General features: G+C 61.2%; 20 protein-coding genes. 9 read left to right on the top strand and 11 right to left on the bottom strand.

Annotated features, from left to right (window positions below; translation table 11 throughout):
- Position 1 precedes the first annotated feature (1 nt).
- Positions 2-481: a PTS glucose transporter subunit IIA gene (locus tag ACFMO5_RS01610; RefSeq protein ID WP_376791022.1), complete on the top strand. Its 480-nt coding sequence runs from the start codon at positions 2-4 to the stop codon at positions 479-481.
- Positions 459-1,391 (top strand): haloacid dehalogenase-like hydrolase, encoded by a 933-nt coding sequence (locus ACFMO5_RS01605; protein WP_376791021.1) that lies wholly within the window; start codon positions 459-461, stop codon positions 1,389-1,391. The genes ACFMO5_RS01610 and ACFMO5_RS01605 overlap by 23 nt, the downstream gene beginning before the upstream one ends.
- An 854-nt stretch (positions 1,392-2,245) precedes the next feature.
- Here the strand turns inward: ACFMO5_RS01605 and ACFMO5_RS01600 are convergent.
- The 11 genes from ACFMO5_RS01600 to ACFMO5_RS01550 all read right to left on the bottom strand — a co-directional run bounded on the left by ACFMO5_RS01600 (position 2,246) and on the right by ACFMO5_RS01550 (position 12,976).
- Positions 2,246-3,019, bottom strand: coding sequence for an SDR family NAD(P)-dependent oxidoreductase (locus ACFMO5_RS01600; protein ID WP_376791020.1), 774 nt, complete (start codon positions 3,017-3,019; stop codon positions 2,246-2,248).
- A gap of 22 nt (positions 3,020-3,041) precedes the next feature.
- Complete coding sequence (locus tag ACFMO5_RS01595) at positions 3,042-3,992, bottom strand: PfkB family carbohydrate kinase (RefSeq protein WP_376791019.1); 951 nt, start codon at positions 3,990-3,992, stop codon at positions 3,042-3,044.
- A 22-nt stretch (positions 3,993-4,014) separates the two neighbouring features.
- Complete coding sequence (locus tag ACFMO5_RS01590; RefSeq protein WP_376791018.1) at positions 4,015-4,644, bottom strand: bifunctional 4-hydroxy-2-oxoglutarate aldolase/2-dehydro-3-deoxy-phosphogluconate aldolase; 630 nt, start codon at positions 4,642-4,644, stop codon at positions 4,015-4,017.
- Positions 4,645-4,652: 8 nt separating this feature from the next.
- Positions 4,653-5,825 carry a M24 family metallopeptidase gene (locus tag ACFMO5_RS01585; RefSeq protein ID WP_376791017.1) on the bottom strand — a complete coding sequence of 391 codons (1,173 nt, stop codon included), beginning with the start codon at positions 5,823-5,825 and terminating at the stop codon, positions 4,653-4,655.
- An 11-nt stretch (positions 5,826-5,836) separates the two neighbouring features.
- Positions 5,837-6,913: an ABC transporter ATP-binding protein gene (locus ACFMO5_RS01580; RefSeq protein ID WP_376791016.1), complete on the bottom strand. Its 1,077-nt coding sequence runs from the start codon at positions 6,911-6,913 to the stop codon at positions 5,837-5,839.
- Entirely contained in the window at positions 6,913-8,034 is a 1,122-nt protein-coding gene (locus ACFMO5_RS01575) for an ABC transporter ATP-binding protein (RefSeq protein ID WP_376791015.1), read from the bottom strand. The genes ACFMO5_RS01580 and ACFMO5_RS01575 overlap by 1 nt, the downstream gene beginning before the upstream one ends.
- A gap of 2 nt (positions 8,035-8,036) precedes the next feature.
- A complete protein-coding gene (locus ACFMO5_RS01570) occupies positions 8,037-8,903 on the bottom strand; it encodes a carbohydrate ABC transporter permease (protein WP_376791014.1) in 867 nt (288 codons plus the stop codon).
- A gap of 10 nt (positions 8,904-8,913) precedes the next feature.
- Positions 8,914-9,831 (bottom strand): carbohydrate ABC transporter permease, encoded by a 918-nt coding sequence (locus ACFMO5_RS01565; RefSeq protein WP_376791013.1) that lies wholly within the window; start codon positions 9,829-9,831, stop codon positions 8,914-8,916.
- Between the two features lie 65 nt (positions 9,832-9,896).
- Positions 9,897-11,465: an extracellular solute-binding protein gene (locus tag ACFMO5_RS01560; RefSeq protein WP_376791012.1), complete on the bottom strand. Its 1,569-nt coding sequence runs from the start codon at positions 11,463-11,465 to the stop codon at positions 9,897-9,899.
- A gap of 16 nt (positions 11,466-11,481) precedes the next feature.
- A complete protein-coding gene (locus ACFMO5_RS01555; protein WP_376791011.1) occupies positions 11,482-12,159 on the bottom strand; it encodes an RraA family protein in 678 nt (225 codons plus the stop codon).
- Between the two features lie 13 nt (positions 12,160-12,172).
- Positions 12,173-12,976: an IclR family transcriptional regulator gene (locus ACFMO5_RS01550; RefSeq protein ID WP_376791010.1), complete on the bottom strand. Its 804-nt coding sequence runs from the start codon at positions 12,974-12,976 to the stop codon at positions 12,173-12,175.
- A gap of 347 nt (positions 12,977-13,323) precedes the next feature.
- Here ACFMO5_RS01550 and ACFMO5_RS01545 point away from each other — a divergent pair, with 347 nt between their 5' ends.
- The 7 genes from ACFMO5_RS01545 to ACFMO5_RS01515 form a co-directional block, all read left to right on the top strand.
- Positions 13,324-14,025: a FadR/GntR family transcriptional regulator gene (locus ACFMO5_RS01545; protein WP_376791009.1), complete on the top strand. Its 702-nt coding sequence runs from the start codon at positions 13,324-13,326 to the stop codon at positions 14,023-14,025.
- Positions 14,026-14,037: 12 nt separating this feature from the next.
- Complete coding sequence (locus ACFMO5_RS01540; protein WP_376791008.1) at positions 14,038-14,919, top strand: NAD(P)-dependent oxidoreductase; 882 nt, start codon at positions 14,038-14,040, stop codon at positions 14,917-14,919.
- A gap of 25 nt (positions 14,920-14,944) precedes the next feature.
- On the top strand, positions 14,945-15,970 hold the full coding sequence (locus ACFMO5_RS01535; protein WP_376791033.1) for a thiamine pyrophosphate-dependent dehydrogenase E1 component subunit alpha: 1,026 nt from the start codon (positions 14,945-14,947) through the stop codon (positions 15,968-15,970).
- Positions 15,942-16,964: an alpha-ketoacid dehydrogenase subunit beta gene (locus ACFMO5_RS01530; protein WP_376791007.1), complete on the top strand. Its 1,023-nt coding sequence runs from the start codon at positions 15,942-15,944 to the stop codon at positions 16,962-16,964. Before ACFMO5_RS01535 ends, ACFMO5_RS01530 begins: the two co-directional genes overlap by 29 nt.
- 15 nt (positions 16,965-16,979) lie before the next feature.
- The gene (locus ACFMO5_RS01525) at positions 16,980-18,341 is read left to right on the top strand and encodes a M24 family metallopeptidase (RefSeq protein WP_376791006.1); all 1,362 of its coding nucleotides are present in this window, start codon (positions 16,980-16,982) and stop codon (positions 18,339-18,341) included.
- 310 nt (positions 18,342-18,651) lie between these two features.
- Positions 18,652-19,893 carry a dihydrolipoamide acetyltransferase family protein gene (locus ACFMO5_RS01520; protein WP_376791005.1) on the top strand — a complete coding sequence of 414 codons (1,242 nt, stop codon included), beginning with the start codon at positions 18,652-18,654 and terminating at the stop codon, positions 19,891-19,893.
- A gap of 19 nt (positions 19,894-19,912) precedes the next feature.
- The coding region (locus ACFMO5_RS01515) for an aldehyde dehydrogenase family protein (protein ID WP_376791004.1) at positions 19,913-20,787 on the top strand (875 nt) is incomplete at its 3' end.

The raw sequence follows: 20,787 nt of genomic DNA, 5'->3' as shown, positions 1-20,787 counted from the left end.
GGTGCCCATCCTATCCCCCTTCACCGGCCGTGTGGTATCCCTGGATGAGGTCCCGGATCCCGTGTTCGCCGAACGGATGCTAGGGGAGGGGGTCGCTGTTGAGCCCTGGCAGGGGATCGCTGTGGCCCCTATTCGCGGCCGCCTGGTGGTGTTGCACTCCGCAAACCACGCGTTCGCTGTTGAGGCGGAGAGCGGATTGAAGGTCCTGGTTCACATCGGCCTGGATACCGTTCATCTTCGAGGGGAAGGCTTCGAACGATTGGCCCAGGAGGGAGAGTCGGTGGAAGCCGGCCAACCGATTGTCCGCTTTGATCTTGGGCGGATCCGGGCCGCTGGGTATAACTTGCTTTCCCCAATCGTCCTGCCGGATCTTCCCACCGGTTATCGGGTCCAAGCCGCCGAGGCCCGGGAGGTTGTGGCGGGACGGGATCCGGTGCTTTATGTGACGGTGGCGCAGGATGTCGGTGAAACGATTGCTTGAGGCTTTCGCCAGCGATTTCCAAGCCATGGGCGGGCGGGCCTTGCTGCAGAGCATCCGGCTTGCCGAAGGGCGCGCTCTGTGTGCGGAGGTGCTGGCCATCGCCCCTCCACTGGTGGACGGGATCAGCAATGCGGAACTGGCCGCCGCGATGGGGGCGGATCTGATCCTTCTCAACGGCTACAATGTGCTGCAACCCCAGGTGATGGGTTTCCCCAGCGCCGGGGATCTCGATTTGGGGTGGATGCGCCTCCCGGTGGGGGCCGGGACGACCCTTGCGCAGGTGAAGACGTGGACCGGGCGTCCGATCGGCCTGAACCTGGAGCCGATCTCAGAGCCTGAACAAGCTACCCGGGCCGCGGGGCGGCTGGCGACTCCGGAAAACGCCCGGCGGGCCGTTGAGCAGGGGGCCGATTTCATCGTGATCACCGGCAACCCCCGGACGGGGGTAACCGGGCATGGGATCGCCGCAGCCGTCGCGGCGATCCGGCAGGCGATTGGACGGGATCCGATCATTCTGGCGGGCAAGATGCACCAGGCAGGAGCCGATGAGCCCGTGATCTCGGAGCAGGATATCGAGGCTTGGATGGCCGGGGGAGCGGATGGGGTGCTCATCCCACTGCCGGGGACCGTGCCGGGGGTGACTGAGACCGAGGCGGCCCGGCTGGCGGCGCGGGTCCACCAAGCGGGCGGCCTGGTGATGGGGACCATTGGAACTTCTCAAGAGGGAGCTTCCCCTTCTGTGATTGAGCAGCTGGCCCTGGCGGGGAAGCGAATCGGCGTGGACATCTTCCACATCGGCGATGCTGGACTGATGGGCATCGCCTTCCCGGAAAACATCTACACCCTCTCCCTGGCCATCCGGGGCCGGCGCCACACGTGGCGCGGGATGGCCGCATCGCTGTATCGTTAAATTCAAACCCTCAGTTTGCTTGGGCGGGGTGCTGCAGGGACGAAAGGTGGAAGTAGATCCCCCGCTGAATCAACACGGATTGCCCGATGGGCCCAGCAATCGCCATTTCATGCCGCTTCATAATGTTTGGAAAAAGGCCCGAGGATCGAGCAAGTCCAATCGACAAGAAGAAGTCTATCCGAAAGCGCTCGGATAAGGGTATTGAAATCAGCGGGACGTGAAAAATCCAGTCGGAGCATCACCTGACCGATCGGGAATATAAAGGTTCCGCAAGTTGTGTTTCCGTCGTTGTGGGGCGAGGGGATGACCCTGATCCCTAACAGGCTATTATGAAGGGATGTCCGCCATCGCTGCCAGGCTTGCTGACCGATCTCCCTCCGGTAATCTTGTACATCCCGATAAATAGTCGCCGCCGAGATTGGAACACCCAGATTGCATAACAGAAAAGCTGCGGCTGGTCCTGAGAACCCCAGCAAATACAGCAGCACCCCTAGCACCCGAAGCATTCGACTCCGGTGGTCCCCCGTCCGGACTACCTCCGGCTGCGCGGTCCAAGTGATACCACAACACTTGCATCGAAGTCGAATCTGCTCCATCAGCGCCGGGTTCAGATCCCGAAGGCGGCGGATTCGCCGTTGATGGATCACCCCCGTTGGGCTCTGACAGACTGGGCACCGGCGAGCATGCTGTATTTGCTCGGGGGATAAGCGCAAGATGGGAGAGACCGTCTGAATTTGACCGCTTGCCATGGTCGCCTCAGAGAACATCTGAGGTGGCTTTTCTCTTGTCTGCTCTCCTTGGCCGTGTGGACCACTGTGGCGGCCCACACGGCCTCAAGGGTTTTCCGCCCTCTTTCACCATGTCTCTAGTTGAGCGGTCATTCCTGCATCGACGAAGAGCAGGGATCCGGTGATATAAGAAGATTCCTCGCTGGCCAGGAAGAGGGCGGCGTAGCCCACATCCTCCGGTGTTCCCAGACGGCCCAGCAGCTGGCGTCGCTCCACCTGTCGGCGCATTCCTTCCGGATCTGGGGAGGAGGCAAAGATTCCCCGCACCAGTGGGGTGTCGATCCACCCCGGGCAGATGGCATTCACCCGGATGTTGTCCCGCGCGACATCGATCGCCGCCGCTCGTGTCAAAGCGGCCAACCCGCCCTTCGAAGCGGCATAAGGCGCTGTCCCGCCCACGTTCTGAACAGCGTGAACGGATGCGATGTTGATGATGCTTCCACCGCCGGAAGCCTTCATGTGGGGAATGGCGTATTTGGAGCACAAGAATGGGCCCACCAGATTCACAGCAAGGCAGCGTTCAAATTCCTCGCGGGTCGCCTCGGTGATGCTCTTGTAGACGCCGATGCCGGCGTTATTGACTAAGATGTGAAGGGCCCCGTAACGCTCCACGGTTTTTTGGATCAGGGCCTTCACATCCTCTTCGTTGGACACATCGCAGCGGATGAAGGAAACTTCAAAGCCTTGATCGCGCAATTCTTTCTCTGTGGCCCGTCCAGCCTCCTCGTTAACGTCTGCGATCACGACCTTCGCGCCCTCCCGGGCGAAGACCGTGGCGATCCCCTTGCCGATGCCCATCGCTCCCCCGGTCACGATCGCTACCTTATCTTTCAGTCGCATGGTGAGCACCTCCTTCAAAGGTTCAGCGCCAATGAGCATGCTGATTACGAAGGAATTGCTCCAAATCCGACCGACTGCACCACACAATGTCGCCAATGAAGGTGTGCTTCAAAGCGGCGTAGGCCACACCATACGCCAAGCCCTGCAGAGGATCGCCTTGAAGGAATCCGGCGAGGAAACCGGCCACCAGGGCATCCCCCGCGCCCACCCGATCGATTGGCTCCAGCGGATAGCCGGGTTGAATATAGATTTGGCCTTCGTGCCAAAGGAGCGCCCCGCCTTCTTCCAGAGTTAGCACGATGGTGGCTCCTGGATGGCGACGGGCAATCTCGCGCAGCATGACCTCCGAAGCTCCGTGCACTTCGAGGATCTGCATGGCCTCCTGGGTGGTGCAAAACAACACATCCACAGCCTGAAGGAGCGGCTGGATAGCCCGTCGAGCCTCCTCAAGAGACCATAATTTGGATCGGTAATTCACATCGAAGGAAACCTTTAGGCCAGCGGATCGCGCCTCCTCGATCGCCCGGCATACCAAGCGATGGCAACTCGGGCTTAGGGCGGGCGTGATTCCTGTAAGATGAATGAGCTTGGCCTGACGGACGTAGTCCCAGTCCACCTCATCGGGATCGATTTGGGAGAAAGCCGAACCCGCCCGATCATAGATCACCTGATAGGGGCGGGGGGATTGTCCGAGCTCCAGATAATACAGCCCCACCCGCCCCTCGGAGGTCCAGATCACCCGCGAGACATCCACACCATGTTCGCGGATCTTGTTCGCAATCCGCCGCCCTAAGGGATTGTTTACGAGGCGTGAAATCCATCCGCTCGAGATCCCTAATCGTGAGAGACCGATGGCCACATTGGATTCCGCGCCCGCCACCTCCAGCCGGAGGATCTCCGTTTGCTCCAAACCGAATCCGGGCGGCGCGGTCAGACGCAGCAATGTTTCACCAATGGTCACAGCGTCCGGCATCTCTCGGCGCCTCACAAGCGATTTAGAGTTCGCGCAAAGCGCGGGAAAAACGGCGGCAGGCCTCCCGGAATCGGACCAGGCCCTCGGAGGCGATCGCCTGGGAGTTCACTAGAGCGCTGCCAATGCCCACGGCAATTGCGCCCGCGCGAAGGAACGCCGCCGCATTCTCGACAGTGATCCCACCGGTTGGGAGAAAGGGGACATCCGAGAAGGGACCCCGCAGGTTTCGTAGATACTCAGGGCCGCTGGGCATAGCTGGGAAGATTTTCACCATCGCAGCGCCATTCTGATGCGCCCGCCAGATCTCTGACGGAGTGAAAGCGCCGGGGATGACAGGGATCCCAACCTTCCGGCCGAAAGCTAGAAGGGCCTCGTCCGTATGGGGGCTAACCAGAAAACAAGCACCGGCCTCCAGCGCGCGTTGCGCCTCTTCTACAAGGAGCACTGTTCCTGCGCCGATGGCCGCGCGATCCTTAAAGGCCAGCGCAAGGCGGGCAATCTGCTCCAATGCACGCGGGGAATTCATGGCTACCTCGATCGCCAAAAATCCCTCCTCCACTAAAATGCGGGCGATGTCTTCAAGCCGATCCCCGAATTCCCCCCGCATAATGATTAAAGCCCTGCTTTCCCGGATGGCCTGGATCGGCTCCATGGTTCCCCCTAAAGCGTCCGATCAGCGGTGGAGAGGACCTGCGGCCCCTCGGTGGTCACTGCCACATTGTCCTCGATGCGGATCCCCCCGAATCCGGGGATGTAGACGCCGGGCTCCACTGTGCAGACCATGCCTGCCTCCAGGGGCGTTTGAACGCCTGGGGCGAGAAATGGGATGAACTCATGGTAACGGTAGCCTACACCATGTCCAGTGATGTGAATGAAATACGCTCCATATCCAGCCTCTTCGATCACTTTACGAGCTGCGGCATCCACTGCCTCTGCCGGTACCCCAGGGCGCATCGCTTGGATGGCGGCCTGCTGGGCCCTTTGAACCAACGCATAGATCTCCCGCTGCCGCGGGCTAGGCTCCCCAGCGACCACGACGCGGGTGAGGTCAGACCAGTAACCGTCCACCACGGTGGCCAGTTCCACCATCACCAGATCGCCCTCCTGGATAACCCGCGGGGTCGAAGGCACCAGCAAGTAACCCTTATAGCTGCCCTCGGGGCCAGCGCTCACCTCAGCGGAAGCGCGGACAAGGCGTGCCCCTCGATAGCCTGCTCCCCGAGCCCGGATCTCCGCCTCAATCGCCGCTCCTACCTCCGCTTCGGTCCGCCCTGGAACGGCCCATTCTTTCAGCCGGGCAAGGCCTAGCGCAGCGACCTCATTCGCGAGTCGGAGGCGCTCGATTTCATAAGGGGTCTTGACCGCGCGGGATCGGGCCAGCAGATCATCGGCTCCTTTTAACACAGCATTGGGGAAAACCTCGCGGAGCAGCTCATGCCAGGGAGCGGCAGGTACTACTGGTTCAGCGTGGCGATACGTTGGAGCGACCACTTCGGCCGATCGTTCGACCCCGATGATGGACCGATGCAATCCCAGACGATCACGCCACCTGGACAGGTGCTCCCGGTAGGAGACGTAGAGATCTGCATCCTTAAGAAGCCCCCACCCGAAGGGGATCACCTCGGCCCACGCCGGATCGGTGTAATCCTGCTCGATCTCAGGGACCAGAAGCCCCACATATCCCTCACGAGTGATGAGCGCAACAGAGAATCCGTGATGGGGCCAGTAGTTGGTCAGATAGACTACATGCTCGGGCAGGCGGCAGATCAGGGCGTCATATCCCTCTTCTCGCATGCGCGACAGCAGACGCTCCCGCCGAGCCGTGTCCACCATGGGAGCCTCCTTCACTCTGGATAGATCCGTTCCTCGGTTTCCGCGTCAAAAACAAAGAGATGCTCAAAAGGCCATGAGAGCCATACTTTCTGGCCCAATCGCAAGGGCAGATCCGCGGAGACGATCGCCTTCAGCACGAGTGGCCCAATCCGGAGATCCACAATGCGCTCCAGGCCCAGGGGCTGGATGATCTCAACCTCCGCTTCCAGGGTTCCCGGGGACTGGTTGGGATGAATTTGGAGATGCTCGGGGCGGATTCCAAGGATGACTTCCCGTTCTTCCTGGAGCTGCAGCGGAAAAGAAAGCATGAACCCGGAGCGCGAGAAGCAGGTGCCTTCTGGCCCTGGGATTGCCTGGCAGCGGAACAGGTTCATTCCCGGGCTCCCTAAAAAGCTGGCCACAAAAGCCGTGGCCGGGCGGTTGTAAAGCGCATGGGGCTCATCGACCTGGATCCCGCGCCCATCCCGTATCACCAGGATGCGATCCGCCATGGCCACCGCCTCTTCGAAGTCATGGGTAGCGTAAATCATCGTCTGGCCTGTCTCTCGTTGCAGGCGTTTGAGCTCGGCAGCCATCTCCTGGCGGATTTTCGCGTCCAGATCGGTGAAGGCCTGATCCAACAGCAGGACACGGGGCCGACGGATCATGGCTCGCGCGATGGCAACCCGACGGCGCTCCCCACCGCTGTAGGTATGTGGCAGGCGATGGAGAAGATGGGAGATGCGCAGCAGCTCCGCGACCTCGCCGACCCGCTGGCGGATCTCCGCTTCCGGAAATCGACGCAGACGAAGGGGATGAGCGATGTTATCAAACCCGGACATGTGGGGGTAAAGGGCAACGTCTTCAAAAACCATCGCCACATCGCGTTGCTGAGGGGGGATGGCGTTCATCAGCTCCCCGCCGATTCGAATCTCCCCCCTGTCGGGTTTCTCCAGGCCGGCGATGACGCGAAACGTCGTCGTTTTCCCCGCCCCTGGAGCCCCCAGCAAGCAGAAGAACTCCCCGTCTTTCACCGAGAATTCCAGGCCCTGAAGAGCCTGGATCCGGCCATAACGCTTATAAAGCTGGCGGACTTCGACGGAAGCCATCAGCAGAGCCCTTTTCCGGTTTGTGGATCGAATAGAAGGGTTTGATGAGGATAAAAGGCGATTTCCAGCTGCTCTCCGGCGACGAATCGCCGGATGCTCGGCACGACCATTTGAAGGAGAGTGCCGCTGCGTGTTTTCACATCTAAAATCAACTTCCGACCCTGCGGTCGGACCAGATCAACCTGAGCAGGGATACGAATGAGATCCGGCGGGGAGGATTCCTGCGGATCATGGATCCGTAGCTGCTCCGGTCGAACTCCGAGGATCAGGTTGGGCAAGGAATGGCTCTTTTCGATGATCTCACGGCGGTCGTCGACTGGAATTTCAAAATCGGGGGAGACCAAGAATGCGCGCCCCTCGGATATCCGATATTCAACTGGGAGCAGGTTCATCGATGGCCGGCCGATGAAGCTGGCCACGAAGAGGGTGGCTGGACGTTGGTACACCTCGTCCGGGGTTCCCACTTGTTCGATATGCCCGGCATTCATGATCACAATACGATCCCCAAGGGTCATGGCTTCTTCCTGATCATGGGTCACGTAGACCATGGTGCGCCCGAATTGATATTGCCAGCGTTTCAGCTCCGCCCGCATTAATTCGCGCAGCCCAGGGCGGAAGTTGTTCAGGGGCTCATCCAGAAGCAGCACCTGGGGTTCAATCACCAGGATACGGGCCAAGGCCACCCGTTGCATGGTGCTGAGATCCAGACGAGAGGCCCGGAGATGCAACACGGGCTCCAGCTCAAGAGCCTGCGCGACCGATCGCACTCGGCGCTCGATCTCTTCCCTGGGAACGCGCCGAACCCATAGGCCGAAGGCAAGGTTTTCATAAACCGACATATGGTTGAAGAGCGCGTAGTTCTGAAACATGAAGCCGATGTTGCGCCGTTGTGGAGGCCAATCTGTGATCCGCTGACCCCGCAGATAAATCTCCCCTCGCGTGGGTCGCTCTAGGCCAGCGATCATGCGCAATGTTGTGGTCTTCCCACACCCCGATGGACCCAGGAAACACAGGAACTCGCCTTCCCAAATCTCTAAGTTCAGATTGTGGACGGCGATGGTTCCGTTGAATTCCTTGGTGATGTTTTCGAGACGGATCAGAATTTGTCCTTCGCGGGCCATGGCTATTTAACCAGTCCGAAAGTGAAGGCACGGACAAGGTAACGTTGAATGAGATAGCCAGCGACTAGAACAGGTATAGATGCGACGATGCCCAGAGCTGCCTGGGGGCCATAGTAGCGTCCTACAGCTCCGGCGTACCGGCTGACCTGGACCGGCAGGGTTACAGCAAAGCGCGAGGTGAAGACCAGGGCGAAAAGGAACTCCGTCCAGTTCATGATGAACACGAAGAGCGCGGCGGCGGCGAGGCCTCCCCGGATCAAGGGGAGGGTGATCGTGAACATGACGCGCCAGCGCGAGGCCCCATCTAGGATCGCTGCCTCCTCGATATGACGAGGCACGCCATCAATGAAGCCCTTGATCATCCAGAGGGAGAAGGCCAGCGTGAAGGTTGTATACATCAGGATCAATCCCAGATGGGTATCGATGAGGCCGAGAGATCGATAGTAGACCAGCAAGGGAACGGCAAAAGCAATGGGCGGGAACATCCGTGTGGTCAGGACGGAGAAGGGCAGGAAGTTTCCACCCGCGCCAAAACGGGAGATCCCATATGCGGCCAGGAACCCGATAATGATGGAGAGCGCTGTAGAGATCGGAACGATGAGCAGGCTGTTCACGAAGGCGCGGGTGACCGGTTCGGCGGTGCGGACCATTTCACTGACCACGCCCACGGGGTTCCCGGGCCAGAACAAAACCAGATAATTCTCAAACGTGGGTTGCCTCGGGATCAGAGTGGGTGGATAAGCAAGCCATTCCTGGGGCGGCTTAAAGGAAAGGGAAAGCACCCAGATGACGGGGGCCAAAGTGATCAGGCTCACGATCAGGACGATTCCCCACCGGGTTAACCAGGAAACCCAGATGCGGTTAGACATCGCTTCCCCCTTATCGGGCTTCCAGCTCCGCTTCCAACGGTCGGACGGCCAACCGGGCGATCACGGCAACCAAGATCAGAATGAGCAAGGCCATCGCGGCCGCATAAGAGAGCTGTCCGTAGACGAATCCGGTTCGATAAAGATACAAAGAGAGGCTCTCAGTCGAGGTTCCCGGTCCACCCCCTGTCATGATGTAGACCAGATCGAAGATCTTGAAAGCCTCCAACGTGCGTATGATTAGGGCGATCATCAACACAGGTTTCAGCATAGGGAAGACGATATAACGGAAGATCTGCCACCGGCTAGCCCCTAAGGTCATTGCGGCCTCGATGGGCTCCGGAGGGAGAGCTCCCAATCCGGAGTAGATGACCAGGAACATGAATGGAGTCCACTGCCAAACATCCGCCAAGGCGATAGTCATCAGGGCCAGAACCGGATTTTGATACCACTGGACGGAAGCCCCTGGTCCAAATAGGCTGATGAGGATGTAATTGACCGGGCCCTTATCCAAGAAGAGCAGATAGAAACATAGCCCCACAACAACCCACGGGAGCATCATCGGATAAAGAATGATCGAGGCGAAAAGGCGCTTGCCAGGGAATTCCTGCTGATGGAAAAAGATCGCAAGAGCTAATCCTAAAAGGAACTCCATGCCCACAGCGACCAGGACCAGACCGATGGTTCGACCCAGAGCAGTCAGGAAACGTTGATCTTGAAGGGCTTGCGCGTAATTCCTTAAACCGGCGAATGGCGCTTGCCACCAATCCACCCCCATGATCGGCTGCCAGGATACCAAACTCAGATAGATGACGATGAGCATGGGGATGATGAGAACGAACCAAATCAACAACTGCATGGGGAGGATCAGCAACTGCCCCATCCAGCGCTCATCATTCAACCACTGGACCCACCGCATCCGATGCTGCATTTCGCCTCCTGCGACGGATAAGGAGCCGGGCCGGAGCCCGGCTCCTTATGCCGAATAGCGATCCTTCAGTCTTTGAACAGGCCTTTCTTCCGCCAGAGGCGCTGGATCGGCTCGGGGTAGTTCTTGCGCTCCTGCCGCCAGGCCTCGATCTGGCTCAGCCGTCCCAGCCGGTCCGTGATCTTCTGCCATTCGTCGGCCGCATCTTTGAGTGCTTGCTCCGGCTTCTTCTGGCCGGCGAAAGCTTGCTGGAGATGGAGATTAAGCTTATCTAGATATTCATTTGCGCCGCGCAGGGAGATGTCCGGAAAGGCGTTCTTGGAGTTGGCCAGTAACACCGGCAGGAACTCCGCTCCGTAGGCCTCCTTCATCTTGGGCTCATTGAACCATGGTTGACGGAAGATATCCAGCGTCCCTACGCGGGCGATGGCATCCAACCCGGTCTTAGGGCCGCAGAACCACTGAATGAAGCAGTAACAAGCTTCAGGGGATTTGCTGTAGCGGGAGATGCTAAAGCTCCACCCAACCACATGCGGCACCGCCCGGACCAGCTCGCCATCGTGGATCGTCCCTGGGATCTCCATCGCCCCCACTTTGCCTACGATCTTGGAGGTCTTGGGATCCTGCGCCCACTTGCCCAGGGAAGGCCATGCCCAGGCGCAGAAAACGGAGCCTTCGGGGAAGCGGGTATAGGCCACCGACCAGTCGCCGGTCACGGCATCCGGCCAGGCGTGGTTCTGGATCAGACGGACCATCTCCTCCAAGGCTGTGACGCCTTCCTCCGAGGTGATCAGGGGATCCATGTTGTCGTCAAAGTAAGCGCCACCGCGGGAGATAAAGCGAGCGGCCCATCCGGTGTAGGCGAAGTAACGTTCCGCATACATGTGAACGCCCCGCATGCCCTGATCCGGACGGTCGAAGAAGGCCACCCATTGATCGAACTCCTCCCACGTCTTGGGAACCTCCAGTTTGCGTCCGAACTTGTCCTCAAATCGCTTCTGCTCGTCGGGATTTTCCATCAGATCTTTGCGATAGAACATTGAGAAAGTGTCGTTGTCAGCACCCATCGCATAGCGGCGACCCTTGTACAGGGAGGTGAAGCGATCGATCGGTGGCACGTATGCGTTCGGACCGTGATCAACCTCGGGGTCGTACTTCTCCCACCACTCCGTCTGATCGACGATCAGCCCGGCCTCCGCCATGTCGGCGATCCAGTTCACGAAGGTGAGGAAGATGTCATAGCTTCCTGTCCGAGTGACTGCCTCATTCATAACCTTGGTGTAGATATTGGCTTCCAGTCCCTCCTCCGCGCTGACAAAGTTCAGGCCGGTGAGCCGATTCCACTCCTCAAGGGCAGGGACAATATTGTTGCGCTGGCCGGAGTGGTGAAGGATTACGAAGGTATCACCGTCTTTGATCTTGCCGGCCGCCTTCAGCGCCTTAATCCCGTTCAATGCCCGCTCCTCCGGAGTGGCGCCTTCCACACGGGGCACAGGCGTGCCCGGCGCAGGGGTGGCGGGGGCCGCTGGGGTCGGGGTCGGGGCTGGGGCACAGGTGCTCAACAGACCCCCAGCTGTTGCAAGCCCCGCGGCTTTCAGGAACTCACGACGCGTCAGCTTACGGTGTGCCTTTTTCATGCTCTCCTCCTTTCTATTAAAGGCGGCCGAAAGCTTGCAGGATCTCTTCCACCGTCCTACCAGCACGGATCCACTGACGGGTTGCCTCCTCCTTTTCGGCTTGTCGTCGGGCCCGCGTCAGGATCTCAGCGGCTTCCTCCAGGGGGATTACCACCACACCGATTTCATCCGCGAGGACCAAATCTCCTGGACGGACTAGCACACCGCCGCAGACGATCGGAACGTTTACCTCGATGGGCTCTAGTCGCCCGGAATATGGCGAATGCGTGGAGCGAGGGACCACCGCGCGAGAGAAGATCGGAAACCCCAGGTCGCGAATTTCATCGGTATCCCGGATAGCTCCGTCCACAACAGCCCCTGCGACGCCCTTTTGCTTGCAGAGGCCTGCCATGAGGCCGCCCCATACGGAGGTCTCCGTTTCCCCACCTGCGCTCACCACGATGACATCTCCCGCTTGAGCGACAGCCAGGGCATCCAGGCAGTCCACCAGATCTCCCGGGAAGAGCTTCACAGTCAACGCGGGTCCAACGAACCGACAGGGGAAGACCGGCTTCAGGCTGGAGTGCATCACCCCATCCCGCTCCATTGAATCCGCCACCACACAGGATGGGCTATAGATCTTCAGAAGCTCCCGGAAGCCCTCCAGGAGTTCAGGGGATGGTCGCTGGGGCATTGGCTGAATCCGCCGGCGCATCCGAGCACCTCCTTCACAGTTCCCCACCGGTCCAGCCCATCTTGCGGGAGATCCGATCCGCATATTCGCGGACAAGAGGAGCGAGGGCCTCGATCTGTTCTCGTGTAGCCCGGAAAGCTGGGATGGTCAGGCTGACGGCAGCGATCACCCGGCCCGTGTGATCCCGGATCGGGCAGGCCACGCAGCGAATTTCCGGCTCATGTTCGGTGTCATCGATGGCATACCCTTGCCGGCGCACCTGGGCCAGGTGTGCTTTCAGGATTTCGGGATCCGTGATGGTTTTCTCAGTAAATCGGGGGAGCCCTTTGCGGCGGATGATCTCATCCAGTTCCGATTCGGGCAGGGCAGCCAGCAGAACTTTGCCCACACCCGTACAATGGGCAGGGCCTCGCTTGCCGATCGCCGAGAACATCCGGATCGTCTGCTGGCTCTCCTGCTTATCGATGTAAATCACATCGCCATCATCCAGGATGGCCAGATGCACGGTTTCGTTTGTCCGCTGACACAGCTCACGGAGTTCGGGGAGGGCTTGCTTGCGAAGCTCAAGTTTCTGTGAGACCGCCTGGGCCAATTCGAATAACTTGATCCCCGGGAGATAGCGACTCGTCTGAGGATCCTGAACCACTAACCGATGGGCAACAAGGGTCGCCAGCAATCGATACACCGTACTCTTTGGCAGGCCGGTCTGCCGGCTAAGCTCTGTGATCGAGGACCCATCCTCCGCCTGACAGATCAGCTCCAGCAACCCCAATGCCCGATCGATGGTCTGCAGACGTTGTGCCCCCCCCACGCTCGCTTTGGCCACTTTTCGTTTCATGACCCGCGCCATCCGCTGTTTCACATAATGGAACATTGTTTCTCTATTTAGAATACTAAAGCTTTTTGGGACTTTCGTCAATGCATTTCGCAAAGTTGGTGGAAGCAGGGGCATGGGGTCTCGTGATTTTGATCCCCTAAGGGTTTGGGGGGAGGGGCCTTGGCTCTCACTGCCCACACCTTCAAAATGATGGATGAAACAATATGTCTTGACAATTTGGCCAAAATATGCTAGGATCGTGCTGGTCATACCAGCATACCATCTGATGATTAGCTCTTGGGAAGGCTCCTCCTCGCGCCGTGAGGTGGCAGGGGAAAGGAGCGATGCATAGGGTTCGAGGAGGGGAGATGTATACGCCAGTGCGCTTGTCCCGACTATATGAACAGATCGTGGAACAAATCGAGCGGCGGATCCAGCATGGAGAGCTTCGGCCCGGGGATCAGCTGCCGTCCGAGCGGGAACTGGCCGAACAATTTGGGGTCAGCCGCACTGCTGTGCGGGAGGCGATCAAGGCCTTGAGGGAAAAGGGTCTGGTGGAGGTCTATCCCGGGCGAGGAACGTTTGTGGCCGACAATATCCCCCAGGTGATTCGGCAGACCTTGGGAATGTTGCTGGGTCGAGAGCGGGCCCGCCGGATCTCCGATCTAATGGAGGTTCGCGAGCTGTTGGAGCCCTCCATCGCCGCCCTGGCGGCCCAGCGGGCCACCGAGGAACACCTGGAGGCCATGCGGCGGGCGGTGGAGATCATGGATGCCTCCCTCGACGACCCCGAGCGGTTTGTGGAAGCTGACCTCGATTTTCACTTGGCCTTAGCCGAGGGCACTGGGAACCCTTTGATCCCCCTGCTTCTGGATCCAATCATCGATCTGCTGCGGGAACACCGGATCCAGGTGTTCCGGGTTGGCGGCGCGGCCCGCGGCCAGTTCTACCACAAGTGGATCCTCGAGGCGGTCATGCGCCGGGACCCTGAAGGGGCGCGGGCGGCGATGATCGCCCACCTTCAACAGATCCGCGAGGACAGTGTGCGCATCGAGGAGGAAACCCGCTGAGGAGGGACTCACGTGGCTAACCTAGGGTTCGTCGGGTTGGGCACGATGGGCGGCCGGATCGCCAAACGGCTAATGGACGCTGGCCACACGGTTACCGGCTACAACCGCACGAAGGAGAAGGCACGCTGGCTAATTGAGGCAGGGATGCGGTGGGCCGACAGCCCGCGGGCCGTGGCGGAGGCCGTCGATATCGTTTTCTCCATGGTCACCGACACCAGAGCCCTCCAGGCTGTCGCCTTAGGGCCCGATGGGATCCTGGCCGGCCTGGGCCCTGGAAAGGTTTACATCGATATGAGCACCGTCAGCCCGGCTTTCAGTCGGGAGCTGGCGGCCCAGGTGGCTGCCCGAGGGGCAGCCATGCTGGATGCCCCCGTCTCCGGCAGCGTCTCCACGTTAGAGGCCGGGCAACTCTCGATTATGGTCGGCGGGGATCGCGCGGTCTTCGAACAAGTGCTGCCGATCCTCCGGGATATCGGCCCCACCATCACATACGTTGGCCCCAATGGGATGGCGGTGGCCATGAAGATCGCAGTCAACCTCGGCTTAGCCGTTCAGATGCTGGCCTTCAGCGAGGCCGTTCTGCTGGCGGAGAAGAGCGGCATCTCCCGCGAGACCGCCGTGCAAGCCCTCTTGAACAGCGTGATCGCTTCCCCAATGTTGAAATATCGCGGCCCATTCGTCCTCCGGATGCCTGAGGAGGCATGGTTCGACGTCAACATGATGCAGAAGGACCTGTTGTTGGCCCTCGAGATGGCCCGTGCCCTGGACGTCCCTTTGCCCACCACCGCGGTGGCCAACGAGTTCTTGACAGCGGCGCGGGGGATGGGTATGGCCCATCAGGACTTCGCAGCTGTCTTCCATGTCCTAGCCCGCATGGCCGGCTTAGAGGAGTGATCCGAGCGCAGGAGGAGAATCGATGATGCCATCCCCGGGCCTCGAGATGCGCGCCGAACGGCATCATGCGATGACCGTCGACGGAGAACAGTGGCTGCATATGTATCGCCAGATGCTGCGGATCCGCCGCTTTGAGGAGCAGGTAAACGAGCTCTACATGAGCGCCAAGATGCCGGGCCTGGCCCATCTCTATATCGGTCAGGAGGCCGTGGCGGTGGGGGTTTGCGAGGCACTGCGCCGCGACGACTACATCACTAGCACCCATCGCGGACATGGCCACTGCTTGGCGAAGGGGGCCTCCATGGACCGCATGTTCGCGGAGCTGCTGGGCAAGGCCCCTGGCTACAACCGGGGCAAGGGCGGCTCGATGCATATCGCTGACCCGGACACTGGGAACCTGGGGGCCAATGCCATCGTGGCCGGGGCGGTCGGCATCGCCACCGGCGCCGCCCTATCCGCTAAGATGCGCGGAACGGATCAGGTGGCGGTCTGCTTCTTCGGCGAGGGAGCCCTGGGCCAAGGCGTGCTCTACGAGGTGATGAACATGGCCTCCCTGTGGAAGCTCCCCGTTATCTACGTTTGCGAGAACAACCTCTACACCGAATACACCCCCTACCAAGAGGTCCTAGCCGGTGAGATCTTGGACCGCCCCAGGGCGTTCGGCATCTACGCCGAGGCGGTGGATGGTCAGGACGTGCGGACGGTGTATTTTGCTGCCCGACGGCTGGTCGAGCGGGCGCGGGCAGGGGAAGGGCCTGCCTTCCTGCTCTGCCACACGTATCGCTACTATGGCCATCACGTCGGCGATATCGACCGCTCATATTATCGCTCCCGCGAAGAGGAGGAGTTTTGGAAGAACGAGCGGGATCCCATCCGGCTACTGGGCACGTGGCTGCTTCAGGAGCGCCTCGCCGATGAGCGCGTCCTGGAGGCCATCGACCGCGAAGTCCAAGTAGAGGTGGAGGCGGCACTGGCCTTCGCTCTGAATGCCCCTTACCCCATCCCGGATGAGGTGGCGCAGCATGTCTACGCTGACAAAGCGGAACCCTGAAGGGGCTTCTGCTGATCGGGTGATCACCATGGCCGAGGCCATCCGGGAGGCCCTGGCCGAGGAGATGCGGCGGGACCCCGGGGTGTTCATCATCGGGGAGGATGTGGCGGAGGCCGGGACCCCCTTCAAGGTCTTGAAGGGCCTGGTTGAGGAGTTTGGGCCCCAGCGGGTAATCGATGCTCCCATCTCGGAGGCCGGCTTCACCGGGATCGCGGTGGGGGCGGCTATGACCGGGATGCGGCCAGTGGTTGACATCATGTTCGGGGACTTTCTCACGTTGGCCATGGATCAGATCGTCAACCAGGCGGCTAAAGTGCACTACATGTCCGGAGGGCGGTGGCGAGCCCCCATTGTCATCCGCGCCACCATGGGAGCCACACTGCGCAAGGCCGCCCAACACAGTCAGAGCTTACACGCCTGGTTTGCCCACATCCCTGGCCTGAAAGTAGTTCTTCCATCCACCCCCTATGATGCCAAAGGCCTGCTGAAGACCGCGATACGAGACGATAACCCGGTGCTCTTCTTCGAGAACAAGGCCATATATAGCACTCGCGGCCACGTTCCAGCCGAGGAATACACCATCCCCTTTGGGGTGGCCGACATCAAACGAGAGGGGCGGGACCTCACCATCGTCGCCACCAGTCGCATGGTCCAGGTGGCCCTGGAGGCCGCCGAGCAGCTGGCAGAGTTGGGCATTGAGGCTGAGGTCGTAGACCCTCGCACGCTCGTCCCCTTAGATCGAAGGACCTTGATTGAGTCCGCTAAGAAGACCGGACGGGTTATCATCCTGGACGAGGGCCACCAGAGCTACGGGGTGGCGGCCGAGCTGGCGGCGGCGATCACCGAGGGCGCCTTCTACTACCTGGACGCCCCGGTGGTCCGCTTGGGAGCGATGGATGTTCCCATTCCTTTCTCACCGCCTCTAGAAGATCTCACCGTACCCGACTCCGAGAAGGTGGTGGCGGCGGCGAAGACCCTGTGCGGCCGACCATAAGCGAAAGGAGGGATCATGGGGCTGAAAACCTTTGGAACGATGGGGGTGGATTGGGAAGCCCGGGTGGATTTCGAGCGCCTGCGGCGAGAGCGATTGCAACGGATCCGAACCCTCTTCCAACGCTCCGAGCTGGGAGCACTGCTGTGTTTCGATATGGCCAACATCCGCTACATCAGCGCCACCCACATCGGCACGTGGGCGATGGATAAAGTGGCCCGTTTCTGTCTGCTCCCCCGCGATGACGAGCCGATCGTGTGGGACTTTGGCTCAGCAGCCCGCCACCATCAGCTCTATTGCCCTTGGCTGGGTCCCGAGCGGTCCCGCGCTGGGATCTCCACCCTGCGTGGGGCCATGCCGCCGGAGGCGGAGCGAGCTGAGGACGTGGCCCGCAAGATCCGCATCGAGCTGGAGGAGCGCGGACTCCACCGGGAGCCTGTGGGGGTGGATATCGTGGAGCCCCCGGTGCTGTTCGCCCTTCAGCGAGAAGGGTTGCGGGTAGTGGATGGGCAGCAGCTCCTCATGGAGGCCCGCAAGATTAAGACCCAGGACGAGATCACGTTGATCACTACCGCCTGCGCTATGGTGGACGCCGCTTATGAAGCCCTCTACCAGGCGTTGCGGCCAGGGATCCGGGAGAACGAGCTGGTCGGCCTGGTAGCCAAAGTCCTCTACGACCTGGGGTCCGAACACGTGGAAGGGGTCAATGCGATCTCCGGTGAGCGATGCAACCCCCATCCCCACGTTTTCAGCGATCGAATCCTGCGGCCGGGCGACCCGGCCTACTTCGACATCCTCCACAGTTACAACGGCTATCGCACCTGCTACTACCGCACCTTCTTCGTGGGCAGCGCCTCCCGAGCCCAGATCGATGCCTACAAACGCTGCCGCGATTACCTGGACGCGGCCATCGCCCTCATTCGGCCTGGCGTCACCACTGCCGATGTGGTGAAGGTCTGGCCGCGGGCGGAGGAATTCGGATTCCCTAACGAGGAGGCGGCCTTCGCCCTCCAATATGGCCACGGCGTCGGGCTCTCAATTTGGGAGAAGCCCATCTTCAGCCGCCTGGTCTCCCTGGACCACCCAGAGGTGATCGAAGAGGGGATGGTCATCGCCCTGGAGACCTTCTGGCCGGCCTCGGACGGCTGGTCAGCGGCCCGCATCGAGGAGATGGTGGTGGTCACGAAGGAAGGATGCGAGGTGATCACCCGCTTCCCAGCCGAGGAGCCAATCGTAGCTGGCGCTCACTATTACACCGCCACCGGCCCACTTTCCGCCACCCGGGAGACCCAATCGAACCTCAACAACCCCGGGGCCCTGGATCGTGTCCGGGCTGTGGCTGAGAGCGCCCGCTGGGAGGGCGCGCTGGCCGGCCGGTGAAAGCGCCGCCCCCCAAAAGCATACCTATGCGTTCAGCATCGCTTGAGGCCTGGTGTCCCGCAACGGAGCGTTGGACCACGCAATCCAGGAGCCCTGTTGGGTCACAAGACCGGAGATCGGGGGGAGAGTTTATCATCGCCCTGACCTTTGGCCAGCCGCTATGGATCAGGGCCCTGGGGAATTCCTTGCTGACATCATCGCCGGCCTGAAACCCGGGGTTCTGGAGGAAGCGCCTGCAGCTGCCAGCGGATAAGCATTCGATCGCGAGCATCCTGGAAGAGGAGGAAGCACCCTGGCGCGCGCAGTCATTATGCCGGCCCTGGGCGCGGCCCAGCGGACAGGCCGGCTGGTCCGTTGGCTGAAACGAGAGGGGGATCCGGTTCAGGCGGGCGAGCCGCTGATGGAGATCGAAACCGACAAGGTGACAGTCGAGATCGAGGCGCCCGCTTCGGGGATCCTGACGGGGATCCGGCTGCGGGAAGGGGAGGAAGCCGGGGTCGGTGAGGTCATCGCCTGGATCGTCGCCCCAGGCGAGCCGTCGCCTGAGGGTCCCGGACCCTCGCCCGAACCAGCGAAAGCCACAACACCAGAGATCCGAGCGACCCCAGTGGCGGCCCGGCTGGCTGCTGAACATGGCCTGGACCTCCGGGATATCCGTCCGGAGGGCGGTTGGGTCCGCAAGCAGGATGTCCTGGCTTATCTGGAGCAGCAGCGGAGGGCTGGTCCTCCTCGCGGAGAGCGAATCCCTGCTTCTCCCAAGGCCCGACGCCTGGCCCAGGAGTTGGGGATCGACCTCCGCCAGGTGCGGGGCTCTGGCCCGGAGGGGGCGGTGCTGGCTGGGGATGTACTGGCCCTCCACACAGGGCAACCAGCGGCGCCTCCCGCTCCCTCGCTTCCGAGTGTGTGGCGGGCGATGGTGGAGCGTCTGAGCCAGAGCTGGCCTCAGACCCCGCATTTCTACCTGCAACGGGAAGTCCACGCCGCCCGGTTGCTCACCTGGCATGAGCGGATCCAAAAGCGGGTCTCGCTGCGGCTCACCTACACGGATCTGCTGATCAAGCTGGCTGCAGCAGCCTTGCGGGAGCACCCGCGCCTGAACGCGTGGTGGCACGAAGGATCCATTGTGATCCACGAGGAGATCCACATCGGCCTGGCGGTAGCGACGGAGGAAGGCCTGGTGGTGCCGGTGATCCACCACGCAGATCAGCTCACGCTGGAGGAGATCGCAGCACGCCGACAGGAGTTGGTCGAGCGCGCCCGTGCGGGGCGGCTGCGGCCGGAGGACGTGCAAGGTGGAACGTTCACGGTCAGCAACTTGGGGATGTATGGGGTCGATGCCTTCATGCCGGTTGTGAACCCGCCTCAGGCGGCCATCCTGGCCGTGGGACGCATCATCGAACGGGTGGTTCCGGTGGACCGGCAGCCCATGATCCGGCCGATGTTAACGCTCACGCTGGCCTGTGACCATCGAGTGGTGGACGGGGCGCGGGCGGCCCAGTTCCTAGGAACGCTGGCCGAGTTGATCGAGGAGCCGCTGGGGCTTCTTCACTAACGTTCGTGGGAGGTTGAGAATGGACGCACAAGGGCGGTTGCGAGGGAGTGCGGCGCTGCTCGGAGAGAAGACACGGCCCGCGGAGAGCCGCCTGGGCGAATACGGGGCCCTGGTGGCCGGACGTTGGGTCCGAACCGGAGACGCAGTGGAGGTGCGGAGCCCTTACGACGACGCTCTGGTGGCCGTGGTGCATCGGGCAGGGCCGCCGGAGTTGGAGGCCGCGATGGCCGCAGCGGCGCGGGCCTTCGAGGCCACGCGGCAGATGCCCTCGTGGAAGCGGGCGGAGATCCTGGAGCGGATCAGCGCGGGGATCGCCGCCCGGCGGGAGGAGCTGGCGCGCACCATCGCTCTGGAGGCTGGCAAGCCGATCCGCACGGCCCGGGTGGAAGTAGACCGCGCGATCTTCACCTTTAAGGTGGCTGCCGAGGAGGCCAAGCGGATCTACGGGGAGATCGTCCCCCTGGATTGGATGCCGGGAACCGAGGGGCGGACGGGGTATATCCGTCGGGTCCCTCTGGGCCCGATCTTGGGGATCACGCCCTTTAATTTCCCTCTCAATCTGGTGGTCCACAAGGTCGCGCCAGCGCTCGCGGCAGGGAACCCCATCCTGATCCGGCCCTCCACCAAGACCCCCGTCAGCGCCCTAAAGCTCGGGGAAATTGTACTGGAGGCCGGCTGGCCTCCAGAGGGCATCGCAGTGGTTCCATGCACGACGCAAGATGCCGAGCTTTTGGTGCGGGATGAGCGAATCCGCATGTTGACCTTCACCGGCAGCCCGGTGGTGGGATGGGAGCTGAAGGCCCGCGCTGGCCGCAAGCGGGTGACCCTGGAGCTGGGGGGGAACGCAGGGGTGATCATCCATCGGGACGCGGATCTCGACTACGCTGCCGAGCG

This window comes from Thermoflexus sp., assembly GCF_042408365.1.
In the GTDB taxonomy this organism is placed as follows: domain Bacteria; phylum Chloroflexota; class Anaerolineae; order Thermoflexales; family Thermoflexaceae; genus Thermoflexus.
The sequence above is the reverse complement of the archived record's forward strand: the minus strand, read 5'-3'. Positions and strand labels throughout refer to the sequence as shown.

What these genes read in the sequence shown, in the direction of transcription:
- ACFMO5_RS01520 (WP_376791005.1), top strand. Translation starts at nt 18,652, where the DNA reads ATGCCGGCCCTGGGCGCGGCCCAGCGGACAGGCCGGCTGGTCCGTTGG.
- ACFMO5_RS01530 (WP_376791007.1), top strand. Translation starts at nt 15,942, where the DNA reads ATGTCTACGCTGACAAAGCGGAACCCTGAAGGGGCTTCTGCTGATCGG.
- ACFMO5_RS01545 (WP_376791009.1), top strand. Translation starts at nt 13,324, where the DNA reads ATGTATACGCCAGTGCGCTTGTCCCGACTATATGAACAGATCGTGGAA.
- ACFMO5_RS01560 (WP_376791012.1), bottom strand. Translation starts at nt 11,465, where the DNA reads ATGAAAAAGGCACACCGTAAGCTGACGCGTCGTGAGTTCCTGAAAGCC.
- ACFMO5_RS01605 (WP_376791021.1), top strand. Translation starts at nt 459, where the DNA reads ATGTCGGTGAAACGATTGCTTGAGGCTTTCGCCAGCGATTTCCAAGCC.
- ACFMO5_RS01555 (WP_376791011.1), bottom strand. Translation starts at nt 12,159, where the DNA reads ATGCGCCGGCGGATTCAGCCAATGCCCCAGCGACCATCCCCTGAACTC.
- ACFMO5_RS01550 (WP_376791010.1), bottom strand. Translation starts at nt 12,976, where the DNA reads ATGAAACGAAAAGTGGCCAAAGCGAGCGTGGGGGGGGCACAACGTCTG.
- ACFMO5_RS01565 (WP_376791013.1), bottom strand. Translation starts at nt 9,831, where the DNA reads ATGCAGCATCGGATGCGGTGGGTCCAGTGGTTGAATGATGAGCGCTGG.
- ACFMO5_RS01580 (WP_376791016.1), bottom strand. Translation starts at nt 6,913, where the DNA reads ATGGCTTCCGTCGAAGTCCGCCAGCTTTATAAGCGTTATGGCCGGATC.
- ACFMO5_RS01600 (WP_376791020.1), bottom strand. Translation starts at nt 3,019, where the DNA reads ATGCGACTGAAAGATAAGGTAGCGATCGTGACCGGGGGAGCGATGGGC.
- ACFMO5_RS01595 (WP_376791019.1), bottom strand. Translation starts at nt 3,992, where the DNA reads ATGCCGGACGCTGTGACCATTGGTGAAACATTGCTGCGTCTGACCGCG.
- ACFMO5_RS01575 (WP_376791015.1), bottom strand. Translation starts at nt 8,034, where the DNA reads ATGGCCCGCGAAGGACAAATTCTGATCCGTCTCGAAAACATCACCAAG.
- ACFMO5_RS01535 (WP_376791033.1), top strand. Translation starts at nt 14,945, where the DNA reads ATGCCATCCCCGGGCCTCGAGATGCGCGCCGAACGGCATCATGCGATG.
- ACFMO5_RS01570 (WP_376791014.1), bottom strand. Translation starts at nt 8,903, where the DNA reads ATGTCTAACCGCATCTGGGTTTCCTGGTTAACCCGGTGGGGAATCGTC.
- ACFMO5_RS01525 (WP_376791006.1), top strand. Translation starts at nt 16,980, where the DNA reads ATGGGGCTGAAAACCTTTGGAACGATGGGGGTGGATTGGGAAGCCCGG.
- ACFMO5_RS01585 (WP_376791017.1), bottom strand. Translation starts at nt 5,825, where the DNA reads ATGGTGGACACGGCTCGGCGGGAGCGTCTGCTGTCGCGCATGCGAGAA.
- ACFMO5_RS01590 (WP_376791018.1), bottom strand. Translation starts at nt 4,644, where the DNA reads ATGGAGCCGATCCAGGCCATCCGGGAAAGCAGGGCTTTAATCATTATG.